This is a genomic window from Rubellimicrobium arenae (genome assembly GCF_017916275.1).
Lineage (GTDB): Bacteria > Pseudomonadota > Alphaproteobacteria > Rhodobacterales > Rhodobacteraceae > Rubellimicrobium > Rubellimicrobium arenae.
The window spans coordinates 88,500-104,577 of record NZ_JAFMST010000011.1; the positions used below are offsets into that span (position 1 = coordinate 88,500).

Annotated in this window: 15 protein-coding genes; 8 read left to right on the top strand and 7 right to left on the bottom strand. The window is 68.8% G+C overall.

All coding sequences use genetic code 11. The annotated features are described in order from the left end of the window. Positions 1 to 1,158, bottom strand: a complete 1,158-nt coding sequence (locus J3P31_RS17035) for an ABC transporter substrate-binding protein (protein ID WP_210529702.1) — start codon at positions 1,156 to 1,158, stop codon at positions 1 to 3. Beyond that, the gene (locus J3P31_RS17040) at positions 1,145 to 2,974 is read right to left on the bottom strand and encodes a branched-chain amino acid ABC transporter ATP-binding protein/permease (protein ID WP_210529703.1); all 1,830 of its coding nucleotides are present in this window, start codon (positions 2,972 to 2,974) and stop codon (positions 1,145 to 1,147) included. The genes J3P31_RS17035 and J3P31_RS17040 overlap by 14 nt, the downstream gene beginning before the upstream one ends. A 406-nt stretch (positions 2,975 to 3,380) precedes the next feature. Between J3P31_RS17040 and J3P31_RS17045 the strand changes: the two genes are divergently transcribed. Next, positions 3,381 to 4,220 (top strand): formylglycine-generating enzyme family protein, encoded by an 840-nt coding sequence (locus J3P31_RS17045; RefSeq protein ID WP_246849802.1) that lies wholly within the window; start codon positions 3,381 to 3,383, stop codon positions 4,218 to 4,220. Here J3P31_RS17045 and J3P31_RS17050 read toward each other — a convergent pair. Beyond that, positions 4,197 to 5,576 carry a sulfatase family protein gene (locus J3P31_RS17050; RefSeq protein WP_210529704.1) on the bottom strand — a complete coding sequence of 460 codons (1,380 nt, stop codon included), beginning with the start codon at positions 5,574 to 5,576 and terminating at the stop codon, positions 4,197 to 4,199. The two genes, J3P31_RS17045 and J3P31_RS17050, sit on opposite strands and share 24 nt — an antisense overlap. A gap of 66 nt (positions 5,577 to 5,642) precedes the next feature. Next, on the bottom strand, positions 5,643 to 6,581 hold the full coding sequence (locus J3P31_RS17055; protein WP_210529705.1) for a LysR family transcriptional regulator: 939 nt from the start codon (positions 6,579 to 6,581) through the stop codon (positions 5,643 to 5,645). Between the two features lie 149 nt (positions 6,582 to 6,730). Here J3P31_RS17055 and J3P31_RS17060 point away from each other — a divergent pair, with 149 nt between their 5' ends. From J3P31_RS17060 to J3P31_RS17080, 5 genes are read left to right on the top strand one after another with little or no spacing between them, the layout of a single operon-like run. Further along, positions 6,731 to 8,071 carry an extracellular solute-binding protein gene (locus tag J3P31_RS17060; protein WP_210529706.1) on the top strand — a complete coding sequence of 447 codons (1,341 nt, stop codon included), beginning with the start codon at positions 6,731 to 6,733 and terminating at the stop codon, positions 8,069 to 8,071. Between the two features lie 7 nt (positions 8,072 to 8,078). Next, on the top strand, positions 8,079 to 9,020 hold the full coding sequence (locus tag J3P31_RS21460) for a carbohydrate ABC transporter permease (RefSeq protein ID WP_210529707.1): 942 nt from the start codon (positions 8,079 to 8,081) through the stop codon (positions 9,018 to 9,020). Continuing rightward, positions 9,017 to 9,847: a carbohydrate ABC transporter permease gene (locus J3P31_RS17070; RefSeq protein WP_210529708.1), complete on the top strand. Its 831-nt coding sequence runs from the start codon at positions 9,017 to 9,019 to the stop codon at positions 9,845 to 9,847. The genes J3P31_RS21460 and J3P31_RS17070 overlap by 4 nt, the downstream gene beginning before the upstream one ends. Positions 9,848 to 9,856: 9 nt before the next feature. Further along, the gene (locus J3P31_RS17075) at positions 9,857 to 10,906 is read left to right on the top strand and encodes an ABC transporter ATP-binding protein (protein ID WP_210529709.1); all 1,050 of its coding nucleotides are present in this window, start codon (positions 9,857 to 9,859) and stop codon (positions 10,904 to 10,906) included. A 17-nt stretch (positions 10,907 to 10,923) separates the two neighbouring features. After that, positions 10,924 to 12,450, top strand: coding sequence for a sulfatase (locus tag J3P31_RS17080; RefSeq protein ID WP_210529710.1), 1,527 nt, complete (start codon positions 10,924 to 10,926; stop codon positions 12,448 to 12,450). A gap of 33 nt (positions 12,451 to 12,483) precedes the next feature. Here the strand turns inward: J3P31_RS17080 and J3P31_RS17085 are convergent, their stop codons facing one another. The 3 genes from J3P31_RS17085 to J3P31_RS17095 are packed head-to-tail and all read right to left on the bottom strand — an operon-like array spanning position 12,484 to position 14,827. Then, the gene (locus J3P31_RS17085; RefSeq protein ID WP_210529711.1) at positions 12,484 to 13,824 is read right to left on the bottom strand and encodes a sensor histidine kinase; all 1,341 of its coding nucleotides are present in this window, start codon (positions 13,822 to 13,824) and stop codon (positions 12,484 to 12,486) included. After that, positions 13,821 to 14,486, bottom strand: coding sequence for a response regulator transcription factor (locus J3P31_RS17090; protein ID WP_210529712.1), 666 nt, complete (start codon positions 14,484 to 14,486; stop codon positions 13,821 to 13,823). The genes J3P31_RS17085 and J3P31_RS17090 overlap by 4 nt, the downstream gene beginning before the upstream one ends. Beyond that, on the bottom strand, positions 14,486 to 14,827 hold the full coding sequence (locus tag J3P31_RS17095; RefSeq protein WP_210529713.1) for a PepSY domain-containing protein: 342 nt from the start codon (positions 14,825 to 14,827) through the stop codon (positions 14,486 to 14,488). Before J3P31_RS17095 ends, J3P31_RS17090 begins: the two co-directional genes overlap by 1 nt. Positions 14,828 to 14,952: 125 nt before the next feature. Between J3P31_RS17095 and J3P31_RS17100 the strand changes: the two genes are divergently transcribed. Both J3P31_RS17100 and J3P31_RS21770 read left to right on the top strand, forming a co-directional pair. Next, positions 14,953 to 15,204, top strand: a complete 252-nt coding sequence (locus J3P31_RS17100) for a PepSY domain-containing protein (protein WP_210529714.1) — start codon at positions 14,953 to 14,955, stop codon at positions 15,202 to 15,204. Positions 15,205 to 15,224: 20 nt separating this feature from the next. Further along, positions 15,225 to 15,887, top strand: a complete 663-nt coding sequence (locus J3P31_RS21770) for a calcium-binding protein (protein ID WP_210529715.1) — start codon at positions 15,225 to 15,227, stop codon at positions 15,885 to 15,887. The last annotated feature ends 191 nt before the right edge of the window (positions 15,888 to 16,078 follow it).

Consider the following 16,078-nt stretch of genomic DNA (forward strand, 5'->3'; position numbering starts at 1 on the left):
TCAGGGCGCCGGGATGATCGCCGGGTCGGCGAGGCCGCGGCGAATGAAGACCTTCTGGCCGCCCTCGATCCGCGCGAGGACCACCGAGCGGAGCGGCATCCGGTCCGTGCCGGCGAAGGTATAGCTCGACATGATCCCTTGGGTTTCCGGCAGGTCGGCCAACGCATCACGGACAGCCGAGGGGTCGGTCGAGCCCGCCGCGCGCACGGCGGCGTCGATCATGCCGACGATGTCGCAGCCGTTGACGTGATAATTCGTGTCGGCGGCCAGCCCCGTGGCGGCCAGGTAGCGCGCGTTGAAGTCCGCATGGGCGGAGCCCTCCTCGGCGTAGCCCCCGGAGGTGTGCACCACGCCTTCGACGACATCGCCCAAGCCCCGGACGGTGGGGGTGTCCAGCACGTCGGCGCCCATCACCGGCGTGGTCACGCCCGCGTCGCGAAGCGCCCGGATGAAGGCGGGGAAGTCAGGCTCCCAGGCCCAGGTCACGATCACGTCGGGCTGGGGGTCGAGCGCCTGGATGGTCGTGACGATGGCCGAGAACTCGGGCTGGTTCATGGTGTAGGATCCCTCGCCCAGCACGGTGCCGCCCAGCGTCTGGAAAGCCTGGCCGAAGTATTCGGGACCTATCAGGGTGTAGGCGGCGTCCGGCGACTTGAGCAGCCAGGCGGACCCGTAGCCCAGTTCGCGCGCGTAGGAGGCCAGGACGGCGGCCTGCTGGTTGTCGGCGGGGTAGGAGCCGAAGACGTAGTCGCTCACCTGGGTCAGGATCGGGGCGGTTCCGGCAAAGGTCATCGTGGGGATCCCGGCGGGGCCGGTGATCTGGCCCATGGCCATGGTCGGATCGCCATCGGCCGGACCAACGACGAAGTTGACCCCCAGATCCACGAACTCCTGCGCGAACTTGACCGTTTCGGCCATGTCCGAACGTGTGTCGCGAACCTCGAGGCGGATCGGGTGCTGACCTGCGATCCCGCCTTGGGCGTTCATCTCGTCCACGCAGAACTGGAAGCCGGCGAAGGACGGCTGGTCGAAGGGCGCCAGCCCCCCGGACTGCGCGGCGGCGACGCCGATCACGTACTCCTCCTGCGCGACGGCGGCAGGGGCGGCGAGGAGGGCGGCAGAAAGGAGCAGCAGTGTTCCGGAGTCAGGTCGGCGCATGGGTCATCTCCTCGGTCGGGGGTGGCGGGGTCGCCTCCTGCCGTGCGGTCGGCCCGCGGGAGGCGCGCGTGCCGAGATAGGCTTCGATGACGCCGGGGTCGCGCTGGACAGCCTCCGGGGTTCCGTCGGCGATGACCTCGCCCCGGTTCAGCACGATCACCCGGCCGCAGAGCGACATCACGAACGGCAGATCGTGGTCGATCAGCAGGAGGCCTGCGCCGCGCGCGGCGGGCAGGCTCCGCAGCCGTCGGGCGAGGTCGGCGGTCTCCTCGGGGTTCATGCCTGCCGCCGGCTCGTCCAGGAGCAGGAAAGCGGGATCGGTGGCAAGGGCGCGCGCGATCTCGAGCCGCCGTCGCGCGCCGTAGGGCAGCGATCCGGCCCGACGCTCGGCCATGCCGGCCAGTCCCACATGATCGAGCTCCTGGGCGGCGCGGTCGCGGGCGCGGGACAGCGGCACCCCTTGGGCGAGGGCGGCGACCGTGACGTTCTCCTCGGTCGAGAGGCGTTCGAAGAGCCTGATGTTCTGGAAGGTCCGCGCGATTCCGGTCCGTGCGACGTCCTGCGGCGCGAGCCGGTCGAGCCGTTCAGTCCCGAACGTCACCTGTCCGGAGGACAGGGGCAGCTGGCCGGTGATCGCGTTCACCAGTGTCGACTTGCCGGCCCCGTTCGGCCCGATGAGTCCGGTCACCCGGCCCGGCGGAATGTCCGCGGACACGTTCCGAAGGGCGGTCAGGCCGGCGAAGGCCTTGGTGACGGCGTCGAGCCGCAGGCTGCGCGTGCCGCCTGCCGGCCGCGACATCCCCTCCGTGCCGACGGCCTGCCGGGTCCGCAGCCGTGCAGGCAGCGTCAGCTCCCGGTCGCCGAACAGGCCCTGGGGGCGCAGGAGCAGGACGAGCAGGATCACCAGACTGGTGCCGAGGATGGGAAGCCCGAAGACCTGCGGCACCTGAAGCGGACCGAGCGTGAAGCCTGTCTCGAGCCGTTGCAGGCCCTCCTGAAGCGCCATGATCAGCGCCACGCCGCCAGCCGCGCCCGTCACCGTGCCCATGCCGCCCACGATCATCATGGCGACCAGTCCGAAGGCGAGATCGAACTGGAAGTCGCGCGGCGTGAACGCCCCCAGCATGTGGCCGTAGAGGGCGCCCGCCACGGCTCCCATGCCCCCGGACAGCACCCATGCGCCAAGCCGCAGGCGCACCGGATCGATGCCGCAGGCCCGGGCCGCGGGCTCGTTGTCGCGGGCGGCCCGGAGCATGAGGCCCCATCGGCTGTCGCGGTAAAGACGGGCCAGAAGAACGAAGCCGCAGGCGAAGGCCGCCGCGAGGCCGAAGCCCGTGGCCCGCGGCACGCCATAGAAGGCCCTGTTGCCCCCCGTCAGATCGCGCGCGGCCGACAGGACGGAGTAGACGATGATCAGGATGCCCAGAGTCGCGATCGAGGCCGAGGCTCCGTTGAGGCGGGCGACCGGGACGCCGCTGAACAGCGCAGCCCCCAGGCCCAGCACGAACACGGCGGCAAGGGCTACCAGGACAGGCAATTCATGGCCGCCGAGCCAGGAGGGCAGGTTCGGCAATGTCACCCGGAGCATGCTGGCCGGCATGGTGAGCCAGGCCGACAGGTAGGCGCCGATGGCCATGAAGGCCGTATGGCCGAACGACACGATCCCGGAATTGCCGCTGAAGACCTGAAAGGCCAGGACGGCGCACAGGTTGACGCCGAAGAGGGTGGCGGTCCGCTGGCCCGGGAGGCCAAAGACCAGGGCCACCGCCCCCATGAGCAGCGCGACCGCGGCTGCCAAAAGGATCGCGTCTGTCACGGTTTGGAAGGGTGACGGTGCTGTCACCTGGTGCATGGCTCGCTGGCGTTCCCTGTCGTCCGCGTCCAACCATCCGGGCCGCGGTTATTGTTGACGGAAACTATGAAGCACCCGTGAATTGCGTCAACAATCTTGCGGTGGGGCGCCGGTCATGCCGCCGACACCGCGCCGGTCCGAGTCAGCCCGAACGGCGAACCCGCATTGCACTCGCCCGTTTTGGGAGCAATCTGAAAACCCGGAGCGTCGCGAAGAGGGGTGTCTGGACATGGAGGAGGTGCGCTCGGGCTGCTGCTCGCCCAGCCGGATGCCGACAGACGGCGCGGCCGAGGGGGCCAGGAGTCCCGATCGCGGCCCGGGGGCAAGGGACGCGCCGGACGACGTGCCGCTGCCGGGCGGAGCCTTCCTGATGGGAGACCATTTCGCCGAGGGGTATCACGCCGATGGGGAAACTCCGGTCCATGCGGTGCTGCTGTCGCCATTCGCGATCGACCGGACAGCGGTGACGAACGCCCGGTTCGCCGCCTTCGTCGCCGCCACCGGCTACCGGACGACAGCCGAAGCCGAAGGCAGCTCGGCGGTCTTTCATCTGGACGTCGCGGCCGGGCCCGACGACGTGGTCGGCGACTATGGCACCGGTTGGTGGCGCGCGGTCCGGGGCGCGGACTGGCGGCACCCCGGCGGGCCCCTGTCGTCGATCCGCGACCGCATGGATCATCCGGTCGTCCATGTCAGCCATCATGACGCGCTGGCATTCTGCCGCTGGGCGGGCCGCGACCTGCCAACCGAAGCGCAATGGGAGTATGCGGCGCGCGGCGGCCTGGAAGGGTTCCGCTTTCCCTGGGGCGATGACCTGACGCCGGACGGGCGGCATCTCGCCAACATCTGGCAGGGCGAGTTTCCCGTCCGCAACGCCGCCGAGGACGGCTGGCATTCCACCGCTCCGGTCGGCGCCTTCGATCCGAACGGGTTCGGGCTCGACCAGATGGTGGGCAACGTATGGGAATGGTGCGCCGACTGGTTCTCGCCGACGTGGTATGTGAGCGGGCCGCAGCGCGATCCCGCAGGACCCGCGCAGGGCACGCGGCGGGTGACCCGGGGCGGGTCGTACCTTTGCCATGCGAGCTATTGCAGCCGGTACCGGGTTGCCGCCCGCAACTCGAACACGCCCGACAGCTCGGCCTCCAATCAGGGATTCCGGACCGTCTCGGCGTATGGACCGGTATTAGGTGCCCGGCGCGTCCCCTAGCAGCGGGTCCGCTTCGAAGTCCCGCAACAGCATCTCCACCGACGGACGGTGCTGCCGTTGCCGACGTGGCTCGTGCTCCTGGATCTGCGGGGCGTGCCCGTCCTCGACCTCCGCGATCCAGGCGAGGAGCCGCGCCTTGAGATCGTCGGCGGTGGCCCGGAATGCGGGCATCCCAATCAGGTTCACCATCTCCCAAGGGTCGGCATCCAAGTCGTAAAGATAGACCTCCCGGTATACGTCGGACCGTGGCGCAGCCTCGTCGTAGGCCGAGGTGACGCCATACTTCCAGCGGTGCGTGCGAAGGGCGCGGCCGGTCTCGGTTTCGCTGATCTGGAAGAAGACGTCGTCGCGCCAGGCGGCGCGCGCGTCCCGGATCACCGGAAGGATCGACCGCCCGGTCATGGACTCCGGCACCTCGAGCCCCGCGGCGTCGATCAGCGTCGGCGCGATGTCGGGGGTCGAGAAGAGCGCCCGGACCTGGCCGCCGGCCATGAACCCGGGACCGGTGATCAGCGACGGCACACGGACCGCGCTCTCATGGCAGGACCGCTTGTACTCGGCGTTGCGGGTCTTGAAGTGGCAGGCATGGTCCGAGGTGAACATGACGATGGTGTCGTCGGTCATGCCAAGCGACCTGAGCGCGTCCATCAGGCGTCCGAAGGCCTCGTCCAGCCGCTTCACCATCCCGTAGTAGCCCGACAGGTGCCAGGGGCTGGTGCCACCCAGCGCCTGAAGGTCCGGCGGAGTCCATTGCTGCGCCGCCATCATCTCGCGCCAGCCGTCGGGGGGCGGGTAGTCGTCGGTGTGGTTCTGGTGATGGGGTTCGAGGAACGACAGGAACAGCAGGAAAGGCTCGTCCCGGTGGGCGTCGACATAGCGGATCGCGGCGTCCGTCATGGCGTCCACGCGGTAGCCGGGCAGCTTCCGCGCCTCGCCGTCGTTGTCGTACAGGACGCAGTCATAGGCGTCGGACACGAACTCCAGGTGGTTCGCCCCAAGCCAGTCCATGTAGCCGCCCCGCTGGTCGGCGGGGACGGGATCGGCATCCCCCAGATGCCACTTGCCGATGTAGCCGGTCCGGTAGCCCGCCCGGGCGAAAACCTGCGCCAGCGTGTCCTGGCCGCCGGGCAGGGTGATCTCGTTGCGGAAGACGCCGGTCTGCGTCGCATAGCGCCCCGTCTGGAGCGAGGCGCGCGCCGGCCCGCAAAGGGGCTGGCAGGCGAAGCTGTTGTAAAGATGGGTGCCGGCGCGGGCGAAGCGGTCGAAGTTGGGCGTGAGCCCCATCGGGTTGCCGTGCGCGCCCGTCGTGTCGTGTCTTTGCTGGTCCGTGAAGAAGACGATCACGTTGGGCTTCATGGCCGGGGCTCCCTGTCCGTGGCGACAGGGCGGACCTTACGGGCCGGGCTCAGGCATCGAAAATGACTAATGCGGCGGGGGCGATAACCTCACGGAATGACCGGGGGCCGGCTCCAGCGTTGCGGCGACATACTCCCGCAGCAGGGCCAGGGCGCGCTTCATGATCGGGTATTCGCGCGTGGACCGCCGCATCCAGGCGCCGGACGGAAAGGACCAGATGGGCACATCGAGGGGAAGGACGACCAGCCCCGCCTCCTCGGCCATGGGGCGCAGCGTCGTCGGGGCCGCGGTCAGGTAGGGGGTGCCGCGGATGATCATGAAGCTCGAGGCGAGGGCATCGACCTCCATGATGACGCGCGGCATCTCGAGCCGGAACTGGAGGCAGTATTCGGTCAGGCGGCGCTGCATGAAGATGTCGCGCTTGTAGATGACCCAGCGATGCTCCCTCAGGCTTTCGGGGGGCACGCGCGGCAGCCAGGCCAGGGGATGGGAGCGGCAGCACATCGCCCCGGTCACCACGTCCAGAAGCTTTTCGGTCACGATCCCCTCGGGGGGTTCGTGGACGAAGGCCCCCAACAGGAGGTGGATGTCGCCGGTCTGGAGCTTGGGCAGCATCGCGCCCGCGACGTCGAAATCCAGCACGAACCGGGTTTCCGGAAACTCCATGGCGAGTTGCCGCACGAGCTGGGGCGCGATCCGCATATGGTAGGCCGCCCCGGAGGCGATGCGGAACTCGCGCAGGACGCCGCCCGAGCGGGCATGGGCTTCCTCGCGGGCCTGCGCCCAATGGGTCTCGATGGCGCGCGCGCGTTCGAAGAAGAGCTCGCCCACCTCGGTGAGCGTCATTCCCTTCGCAGAGCGGGTGAACAATGGCGCGCCCAGGTCGGTTTCGAGCCGCCGGATCGTCTTGGTCAGCGCAGGCTGCGTGAGCCCGATCCGATCCGCCGCAGCCGTCAGGTTGCCGGTGCGGACCACGGCGAGGAAGGCGCGTAGCGTTCGGTCCATTCCATTCCCGGAAGTTATCCCTTGATGTGGCAATTATCATTTTCCTGGTGGCGGACCAGCCTCTACCCTTCAGCAGGATGCCACCTACCGTGGTGAGCATGAGGGACGCCTTCCGAAGCTTCCCCTGACGTCAATGGAGGGAAAACGCCATGATCATCCACGCGACCCGTCGCGCCCACCTGGCAGGCACGGCCCTGGCCGTGATCCTCGCGGGGGTTCCGGCACTGGCGCAGGACAGCTTCCTCGACGTGGGCGAGCAGGAGCCGATCACGATCCTGATCAACTCGTCGCCCTGGTATGGCGGGTTCGAATCTGTCGTGGCGCTCTATGAGGAGCAGACCGGCAACCTCGTCGAGCTGGATGCGACGCCGTACAACGGCGTGCTGGAAAAGGCCCGCAACGCCGTCCGCACGGCCGAGAGCCCTTATGACATCCTGAACATCGACAGCGGCTGGACCATCGAGTTCTACGAATCCGACGTCCTTCGTCCCCTGGGTGAGATCGTCGAAGGCTACACGCTGCCGGAGGAGGTCTACACCTGCGGCGACAGTTATTTCTGGAACGAGGAAAAGCAGTACCGGACCTCGGAGGGCGGCACGCTGATGGCGGTCCCGCCGAACTGCAACGTGCATGTCCTCGTCTATCGGACGGACCTCGTCGAGACGCCGCCCGCCACCTATGACGACCTGCTCGCCCAGTGCCAGGCCATCCAGAGCCCGCCGGAGGTCTACGGCTTCGCCACGCGCGGCGAGCGCGGCAACGGGATTCACTATGATTTCATGCCGTTCCTGCTCAGCTACGGGGGGCGGATCGTCGCCGACCCGGCCTCGGGCGACTACACCGTCACCATCAACAGTCCCGAGGCCCTGACGGCGCTGGAGCGGTTCATAGAGGTCGAGCATGGCTGTGCCCCCGCCAATGTCGGCGCCATGGGGCAGGGGGACGTGATCCAGCTCATGGCCGCCGGGAACGCCGCAATGGTCGAGACGGTCGTGGCGGCCTGGGCGAACTATGTCGACCCGACGAAATCCGCCGTCGTGGACACGGTGGCCGCCGCCCCGATGCCGGAAGGACCTGGGGGCCGTGGCGTGGCGATCGGCAACTGGCATTTCGCCGTTCCCCGCAACATCCCCGACGAGCGCGCCCAGGCCGCCATGGCCTTCATGCAGTGGTTCCTCACCGAAGGCGCGCAGACGGCCTATGCCGAGGCCGGCGGCATCCCCGTCCGCCGGGACGTCATCGAGACGCTGGGCCAGCAGCCCGGCTACGAATGGATGGCGGCCTACCAGACCAACCTGGAGGCGGGCGTGCATCCTCTGGGCTTCTCGGAGGGCGCGGCGGTCGAGCAGGTGATGGGCCTGAGGCTCAACCAGGCCCTGGTCGGCGAGCTGAGCCCCGCCGCTGCCCTCAACTCCGCCGCCCGGGAGATCCAGGAGATCTTTGCCCAGAGCGGCCGCCAGACCGGATCGCTCGATCCGCTGCCCGAGTGAGTCCCGGGTGAGCTTCCCGTCCGAGATCTCGTCAGGGGCGGCGCCCGCCGCCGTCCCTCCGCGCCGCCATCGCCGCGAGCCCTCCGGCGACCGCTGGTTCCGCTGGGCGACATTGCTGCCGGCCGTGATCGTTCTCGTCGTGCTTACGGTCTGGCCGGTGGCGAACCTCCTCCGCATGGCGGTGTCGACGATCGAGTTCACGCGCGACGGCGCGTCCTTCGCCTTCACCCCCGCCGAGAACCTGCGCCGTCTGGCCGGGGACGACCTGTTCTTCATCAACCTCCGCACCACCGTGATCTTCGTGGTGGTGTCGGTCATCCTCGAGATGGTCCTGGGCTTCCTCCTGGCGCTGATGGTGTCGGGCGTGCCGCGCGGCAAGGGCCTTGTCCGCACGCTCATGATCCTGCCGATCCTCGTGCCCCCGGTCGCGATCGGGAGCATGTGGAAGCTGGTCTACAACCATGACTTCGGCATCCTGAACCAGGCGCTGGGGGTCGTCGGGCTGGGGCCGGTCGGCTGGCTGTCCAACCCGGATCTCGCGCTTTGGTCCGTGGTCCTGGTCGATGTGTGGCACTGGACCCCGTTCGTGTTCCTGATCCTCTTCGCCGGGATCGAGGGCCTCCCGCGCGAGGTCATCGAGGCCGCCCGGGTCGACGGCGCCACGACTTGGCAGATCGTCCGGCGCATCGTCCTGCCCCTGATGGCGCCCGCCATCGCGGTGGCCTTCATCTTCCGGGCCATCCTGGCCTTCAAGGTGTTCGACCAGATCTTCCTGCTGACCTCGGGCGGGCCGGGGACGGCGACCGAAGTGGTCAGCCTGCGCCTTTACCGGGTGTTCTTCGACCAGAACGAGCTCGGCTACGGCGCGCTGCTGTCGGTCGTCATCATCCTGGCCGTGGTGGCGTTCCTGCTCACGGCGGGCGCCCTGGCGCGGAGGGTCGGCCGATGATTCCGCTGAAGGGTCGCGAACTCTGGCTCGGCTACGCCTTCCTGGCCGCCGGCGTCCTCGCCATCGTGGTGCCGTTCCTGTTCATCCTCGCGACCTCGCTCAAGTACGAGATCGCGATCATGCAGGGCCGCGTCATCTTCGAGCCGACGCTCTACAACTACAACGACGTCCTGTTCGGGCGCAGGTCGAACTTCGTCCGCAACATCACGAACAGCCTGATCGTCGCGGGGGCCAGCACCCTGATCGTCCTGACCGTCGGCACCCTGGCCGCCTATTCGCTGAGCCGCCTGCGCTGGGCCCGCTGGATCTCGGGCGCGTTCCTGGGCTGGACGATGCTCTTCAACACGATCCCCGTCCTGACGGTGGTCGGCCCCTGGTACCTGATGTTCCAGCAAGCCGGGCTCTATGACACCCTTTTGGGGCTTGTGCTGACGCATGTCGCGATCAACCTGCCGATGACGGTCTGGCTGATGATGACCTTCTTCGGCGACATCCCGGCCGAGTTGGAAGAGGCCGCGCGGGTCGATGGGGCCGGGCAGGCGCAGGCGTTCCGGCGCGTGATCCTGCCCCTGGTCGTCCCGGGGCTGATCGCGGCGGGCGTGCTGGCCTTCGTCTTCTCGTGGAACGAGTTCACGGTCGCCCTGAACCTCACCAGCCGCGGCACCGCCACCGTGCCGGTCGGCATCGCCAACTTCGCCGAGCAGTACGAGGTGCAGAACGGGAACATGGCGGCAGCCTCGGTCCTGTCCACCATTCCGGCGCTGATCCTCATGATCTTCGGCCAGCGCTTCGTGGTGCAGGGCCTGACCATGGGCGCAGTCAAGTAAGGAGCAGCCATGGCCACCGTCGAGATCCAGACCCTGGAGAAGCACTATGGGAGCGCCCATGCGCTGAAGTCGATCACGTTCACGGTGCGGGATGGCGAGTTCGTCGTCCTGGTCGGACCGTCGGGCTGCGGCAAGTCCACGCTGCTCCGGGCCATCGCCGGGCTCGAGGACGTGAGCGCCGGCGCCGTCCGGATCGGCGGGCGCGACGTGACGGACCTAGAGCCGCGCGACCGCGACATCGCGATGGTGTTCCAGAGCTATGCGCTCTACCCGCACATGACCGTGCGGGACAACATGGCCTTCAGCCTGGACGTCCGGCGCACCCCCCGGCCCGAGATCGACGCCCGCGTGACCGAGGCTGCCCGTATCCTTGGGCTGGAGCCGTTCCTCGACCGCAAGCCCCGCGCGCTGTCGGGCGGCCAGCGGCAACGGGTCGCCATGGGCCGCGCCATCGTGCGCCGCCCGCAGGTCTTCCTCTTCGACGAGCCGCTGTCGAACCTGGATGCCAAGCTGCGGGTCCAGATGCGGGCCGAGATCCGGGGCCTCCATGACCGGCTGGGCGCCACCTCGATCTACGTCACCCACGATCAGGTCGAAGCCATGACCATGGCGGACCGCATCGTCGTGCTGGAGGCAGGGCGCATCGTCCAGTCGGGCAGCCCGCTCGAGCTCTATGGCCGTCCCGCGAACCGCTTCGTGGCCGAGTTCATCGGCTCGCCCTCGATCAACATCGTCGAGGGCCGCGTGGAAGCCGGGGGCGCCGTGGCCTTGGCGAACGGCGGACGGCTGCCCGCGCCACACGGGCTCCGGGACGGCACGGTCCAGATCGGCATCCGACCCGAGGACCTGGTGCTCGACCCCTCGGGACCGATCGGCGGCCCGGTCCGCCTCGTCGAGCACCTTGGGGCCGAGACTTATGTCCTTTTCGGTCCCGAGGCCGCGCCCCTGACCTGGCGCGTCGCCGGGACCGTCGATTTCCCGTCGGGGCAGGACCTGCGCCTGCGCCCCGATCCCGACCGGCTGCATGTCTTCGATCCCGCCACCGGCAACCGCCTCTGATCCGGATAGCCTGCCCCATGAAATGCGTCTTCGTCCTGTTCGACTCCCTCAACCGTCACATGCTGGGCGCCTATGGCGGCACCCGCGTGCCGACCCCGAACTTCGACCGGCTGGCCGCCCGCACGCGGGTCTATGACCGGCATTATGTCGGTTCGTTGCCCTGCATGCCCGCCCGGCGCGACCTCCTGACGGGACGGCTCACCTTCCTGCACCGAAGCTGGGGGCCGCTCGAGCCCTTCGACAACGCCTTCCCCGAGATCCTCAAGGCCAAGGGCGTGCACTCGCACCTCGTCACCGATCACTACCATTACTGGGAGGACGGCGGCGCCACCTACCACAACCGATACTCGACCTTCGAGTTCGTGCGCGGCCAGGAAAGCGACCCCTGGAAGGCCATGGTCCAGCCCCCCTGGGAGCGGCTCCGTGAGAAGTATCATGAGCGCCAGATGGTGGCGTCGGCCCAGGTCGACCCGCTCGAGGCGTCCGGCGCGGCCAACAAGTATGGTCCCTACGTCATCAACCGCGAGTTCATCCGGGAGGAGAAGGACTTCCCCTCGGTCCAGTGCTTCGCGCACGGGTTCGACTTCCTCGACATGAACCGGGACGCCAACAACTGGCTGTTGCAAATCGAGACCTTCGATCCGCACGAGCCCTTCTTTGCGCCCGACCGGTTCAAGGAGCCGTTCCGGACCGGCTGGAACGGCCCCATCCGCGACTGGCCCCGCTATGGCCGAGTGGAGGAGCTGCCCGAGGAAGCCGAGGAGCTGCGGGCCAACTACTATGCCGTCGTCGCGCTCTGCGACGAGCTGCTCGGGCGACTTCTCGACTACTTCGACGAGCACGACCTTTGGAAGGACACGGCCCTGGTGGTCACGACCGACCACGGCTTCCTTTTGGGCGAGCATGACTTCTGGGCCAAGAACCGGATGAACATGTACGAGGAGATCGTGCACATCCCGCTGATGATCCACGACCCCCGCGACCCGAGGGCCGAACGCGTGGACCGCCTGACGCAGTCGGTGGACGTCGCGCCGACCATGCTCGACCTCTTCGACGCCGAAGCCCCGGCTGAGACGCAGGGCATGTCCCTCCTGGGCAAAGAGAGACGGGACGCCGTGATCTTCGGCTACTTCGGCGGCGCGGTGAACGTCACGGACGGCCAGCTGACCTACCACCGCTTTCCTGCGGATGTCCGGGACCAGGAGATCTACCAGTACACCCTGATGCCGACCCACATTACCTCGCGCTTCACCCCCGAGGAGCTGAAGGGCGCGACCCTGGCCCCGCCGTTCGGATGGACCAAGGAAGCGCCCCTGCTCAAGGTCCCGGTGATCCAGCGGTCGCCGATGTACGACAACTACGGGCCGGGCTGCCTCCTCGAGAACGACACGCGTCTTTACGACCTTGCCCGCGACCCCGGGCAGGAGCAGCCGCTGGCCGATCCCGAGCTCGAGGGGCGGATGGTCGCGGCCATGACCCGGCTGATGCGGAGCACCGAGGCGCCGCCGGAGGCCTTTGCCCGGCTCGGACTGGCGGAGAGCTGATCCGCCTCAATGCGGCGATTGCGCGGACGGGGGTCAGGCCCGGGCGGGCAAAAGCAGCTCGGCCTCGAACCCCCGATCCCGGTTGCGGAGGTGCAGCTCGCCCCCGACGGCCTCGGTGATCTCGGAGGCGATGGCGAGACCCAGACCGGTTCCCTGCGCCGTTTCGTCCAGCCGGACGCCGCGATCCCGCAGGCGATCCAGCTGGGCGGGGTCGGTCCCCGTGCCATCGTCCCTGACGCGGATGCTCGTCCGCGCGCCCGCCGGTTCGCAGGTCACGACCACCCGGTGCCGGGCATGGCGCGTGGCGTTCTCCACCAGCGCCCCAAGCGCCTCGGTCAGGTCGGCCCGATCCAGGCGGACCGAAAGGCCGGTCGGCCCTTCGACGCGATAGTCCAGCTCCCGCCCGCGCGGGGTCCGGCGCAGCACCGCGACCACCGACTCCGCCACCGACCGGGGATCGCTGGAGGCCGACCGGCTGTCCAGCCGAAGCCGCGCGCGCGCCAGCTCGCGGTCGACATGGACCTGCATGGTGCGGACGATCTCCTCGATTCCCTCGGCGGCGTCGCCCGCTCCGGCGGCCCGGAGCCGCGTCGCCTCGCCCACGAGCGCCTGAAGCGGCGTCTTCAAGCCATGGGCCAGGTCCGCCGCTCGTTGCCGTGCCCGCTCGATCTCGTGCTCCTGCCCGTCGATGAGGGTGTCGATCTCCTCGGCCAGCGGCAGGACCTCGGCGGGAACGTCGGTTCCGATCCGCCGCGCCTGCCCGCTGTTGAGGGCCGCCACCCGGTCCCCCAGGGTGCTGAGCGGCCGGAGCCCCACGGTCACCTGCAGCGCCCCGCCGGCGATCAGGACCACGGCGAGAAGTGCGGTGTAGGGGGCAAGGTCGGCCAGGAAGTCGGACCGGGCCCGGTCGATGTCGGCGCGGTCGACGGCGACCGTGACGCGTAGCGGCCGGTCCCCCCCGCGCCGTTCCACGCGGATGCGCCGGTCGAGCGTGAGCAGCGGTTGACCATCCGGTCCGGGAAGGTCGCCCTGCCAGGACTCCTGGCCGTCCAGGGCGGGCAGGGGCAGCGCATAGTCCCACAACGATCGCGAGCGGAGCGGTTCGCCGTCCATCTGGATCTGCCAGTAATGGCCGGAGTAGGGCCGCTGGTAGAGCGGGTCGCGGGGTGGCTCCTCCAGCACGGGCTGGCCGGCGTCGGTCCACTCCACCGCGGTCAGGAGACGCTCGAGCCGGTCGTTGAGGTCGTTCAGCGCGACCCGCTCCACATGGCGGTTGAACATGACCGCCAAGCCCCAGGTCGACAGGACCAGCGCCAAGGAGACCGCGGCCGCGCCGGCCAGCAGGAGCCGCAGCCGGATGGACCAGGAGCTCAAGACCCGCTGTCCTCGATCCTGTAGCCGAAGCCGCGCCGCGTCGCGATGATCCCCGGCCCGAGCTTCTTGCGGAGCCGGGCCACCAGCGCCTCGACCGCATTGGCCTCGCGCGAATCCTCGTCGCCGTGCAGGTGCTCGAGCAGCTCCGTCGGGGGGATGATGCGGTCCCGGTGCAGGATCAGGTAGGCGAGCAGGCGGAACTCCAGCGGCGTCAGCGCCACCGGCGCCCCCCTCAGGCTGGCCGTCATCCGGTTGAGGTCGACAACCAGATCCCCGACGACCTGGACGGCGGCTGGACGTCCAGCCGACCGGCGCACCAGGGCGCGCGCCCGCGCCACCAGCTCCTCCATCCGGAACGGCTTGGGGAGGTAGTCGTCCGCCCCGGCGTCGATGCCTTCGACCCTCTCGATCCAGCTTCCCCGGGCGGTCAGGATCAGGACCGGCGTCGTGCAGCCCTCGCTCCGCCAGCGCTTCAGCACCGAAAGCCCGTCGAGGCGCGGCAGCCCGAGGTCCAGGATGATGAGGTCGTAGTCCTCGGTCCCGCCCTTGAACCAGGCCGTCTCGCCATCCTCGGCCTGCTCTGTCCGAAAGCCCGCCCCATCCAGCACCGACATCAGGTCGCGGGCGATGCGCGGATCATCCTCGACGATGAGCGCGCGCATCAATCGTCGTCCGTGTCGGTGCCGTCATCCGAAGTGGCGTCCTCGTCGTCCTGCTCATCCTCGACCTCGAGAACCTCACCCGACGCGGCCAGCATCTCCACCTCGATCAGCCGCCCATCGCCGGTCAGGATCTCGAACTCATAGATGAGCACGCCGTCCTCGTTGTCGAGTTCCACGTCCAGAACCTCGCCGCCATAGTCCGCGGCCAGCCGGGGCAGGAGGTCCGACAAGGGACGGATCTCACCCCTGGCGACGGCATCGCGGACGACGGAGCTGTCCTCCTGGGCCAGGGCAGGCCCCGGCACCGCGAGGGCGAGAACGAGGGAAAACATACGGATCATGACCGACCTGATAGCCGATGCGACCTGACAGGACGCTGACATGACCCGTCAGGACCCCGTCAGGCCCGCCATGCGAAAAGCGATTCGTCCCGGGCCGCACATCGGCCCCATCGAAAGGATCACGCATGTCTTTCACCAATCGTATCGCCCTGGCCGGGGGCTTGGCCCTGGTCGCCCTTCCGGCGGTCGCGCAGGACGCCGGACCCCGGCTGTCCGCGATCATCGGCGACTTCGAGCAACGCGGCTACCGTGTCACCGAAGTCGACGTGGACAACGACCAGATCGAGATCCAGGCGGTCCATCCCGACGGCCACACCGTCGAAGCGACCGTGGATCCGCAAAGCGGAGCGGTCCTGAACGAAACCCCTGACAACTGACGCACCGAGGAGAACGGAACATGGCGCGCATCGATGGCACCTCCGGGGCCGACACGCGGAACGGAACTGACCTTGCGGACATCCTGCGGGGGGTTGCGGGGGATGACCGGCTCTACGGTCGCGGCGGGAACGACGACCTCTACGGCGGCAAGGGTCACGATCGCCTGTGGGGCGATGCGGGGCGGGACGATATCGAAGGCGGGGACGGCAACGACCGGCTCTGGGGCGGGGTTGGCAACGACGAGCTCGAGGGCGACTCGGGACACGACTCCCTGTATGGCGGCGACGGCCGCGATGAGCTGGACGGCGGCGCGGGACGGGACCGGCTGTCCGGAGGCGAAGGCCATGACGAGCTGGATGGCGGATCGGGGAACGACCGGCTTTATGGCGGGGCCGGGAGGGACCGGCTGGAGGGCGGGACCGGGAATGACCTTCTGACGGGCGGCTCGGGCGCAGATGTGTTCGAGTTCGAGCGAGGGGACGGCCGCGACCGGATCACCGACTTCGCCGACGGCGTGGACCGCATCGACCTTGACGATTTCAGCCGGTCGCAGGTCCAGTCGGTCGTCAGCAACGCCCGCCAGACCGGCGACGACCTAGTCCTCACGCTCTCCGCCGGGACCACGGTGACGCTCGAGAACATGCAGAAGTCCGATCTCGGATTGAACGACTTCCTGTTCTGAGCCCCTTCGACTGGTCGCGCCCAACCCTGTCGACCTGACCGGCGTCGGCGGGTCAGAGGGTTCGGCCTGACACCGGAAAGACGAGAGCAGGCTCCCTCCGCCAGTCGCTGCGGGAGCCTGTGTTCGTGCTCACAGAGAGACGCCCCGTGTTCCAGACAGGCCGCCCCGCCACGCTCGCCTGCCGGGCCGTT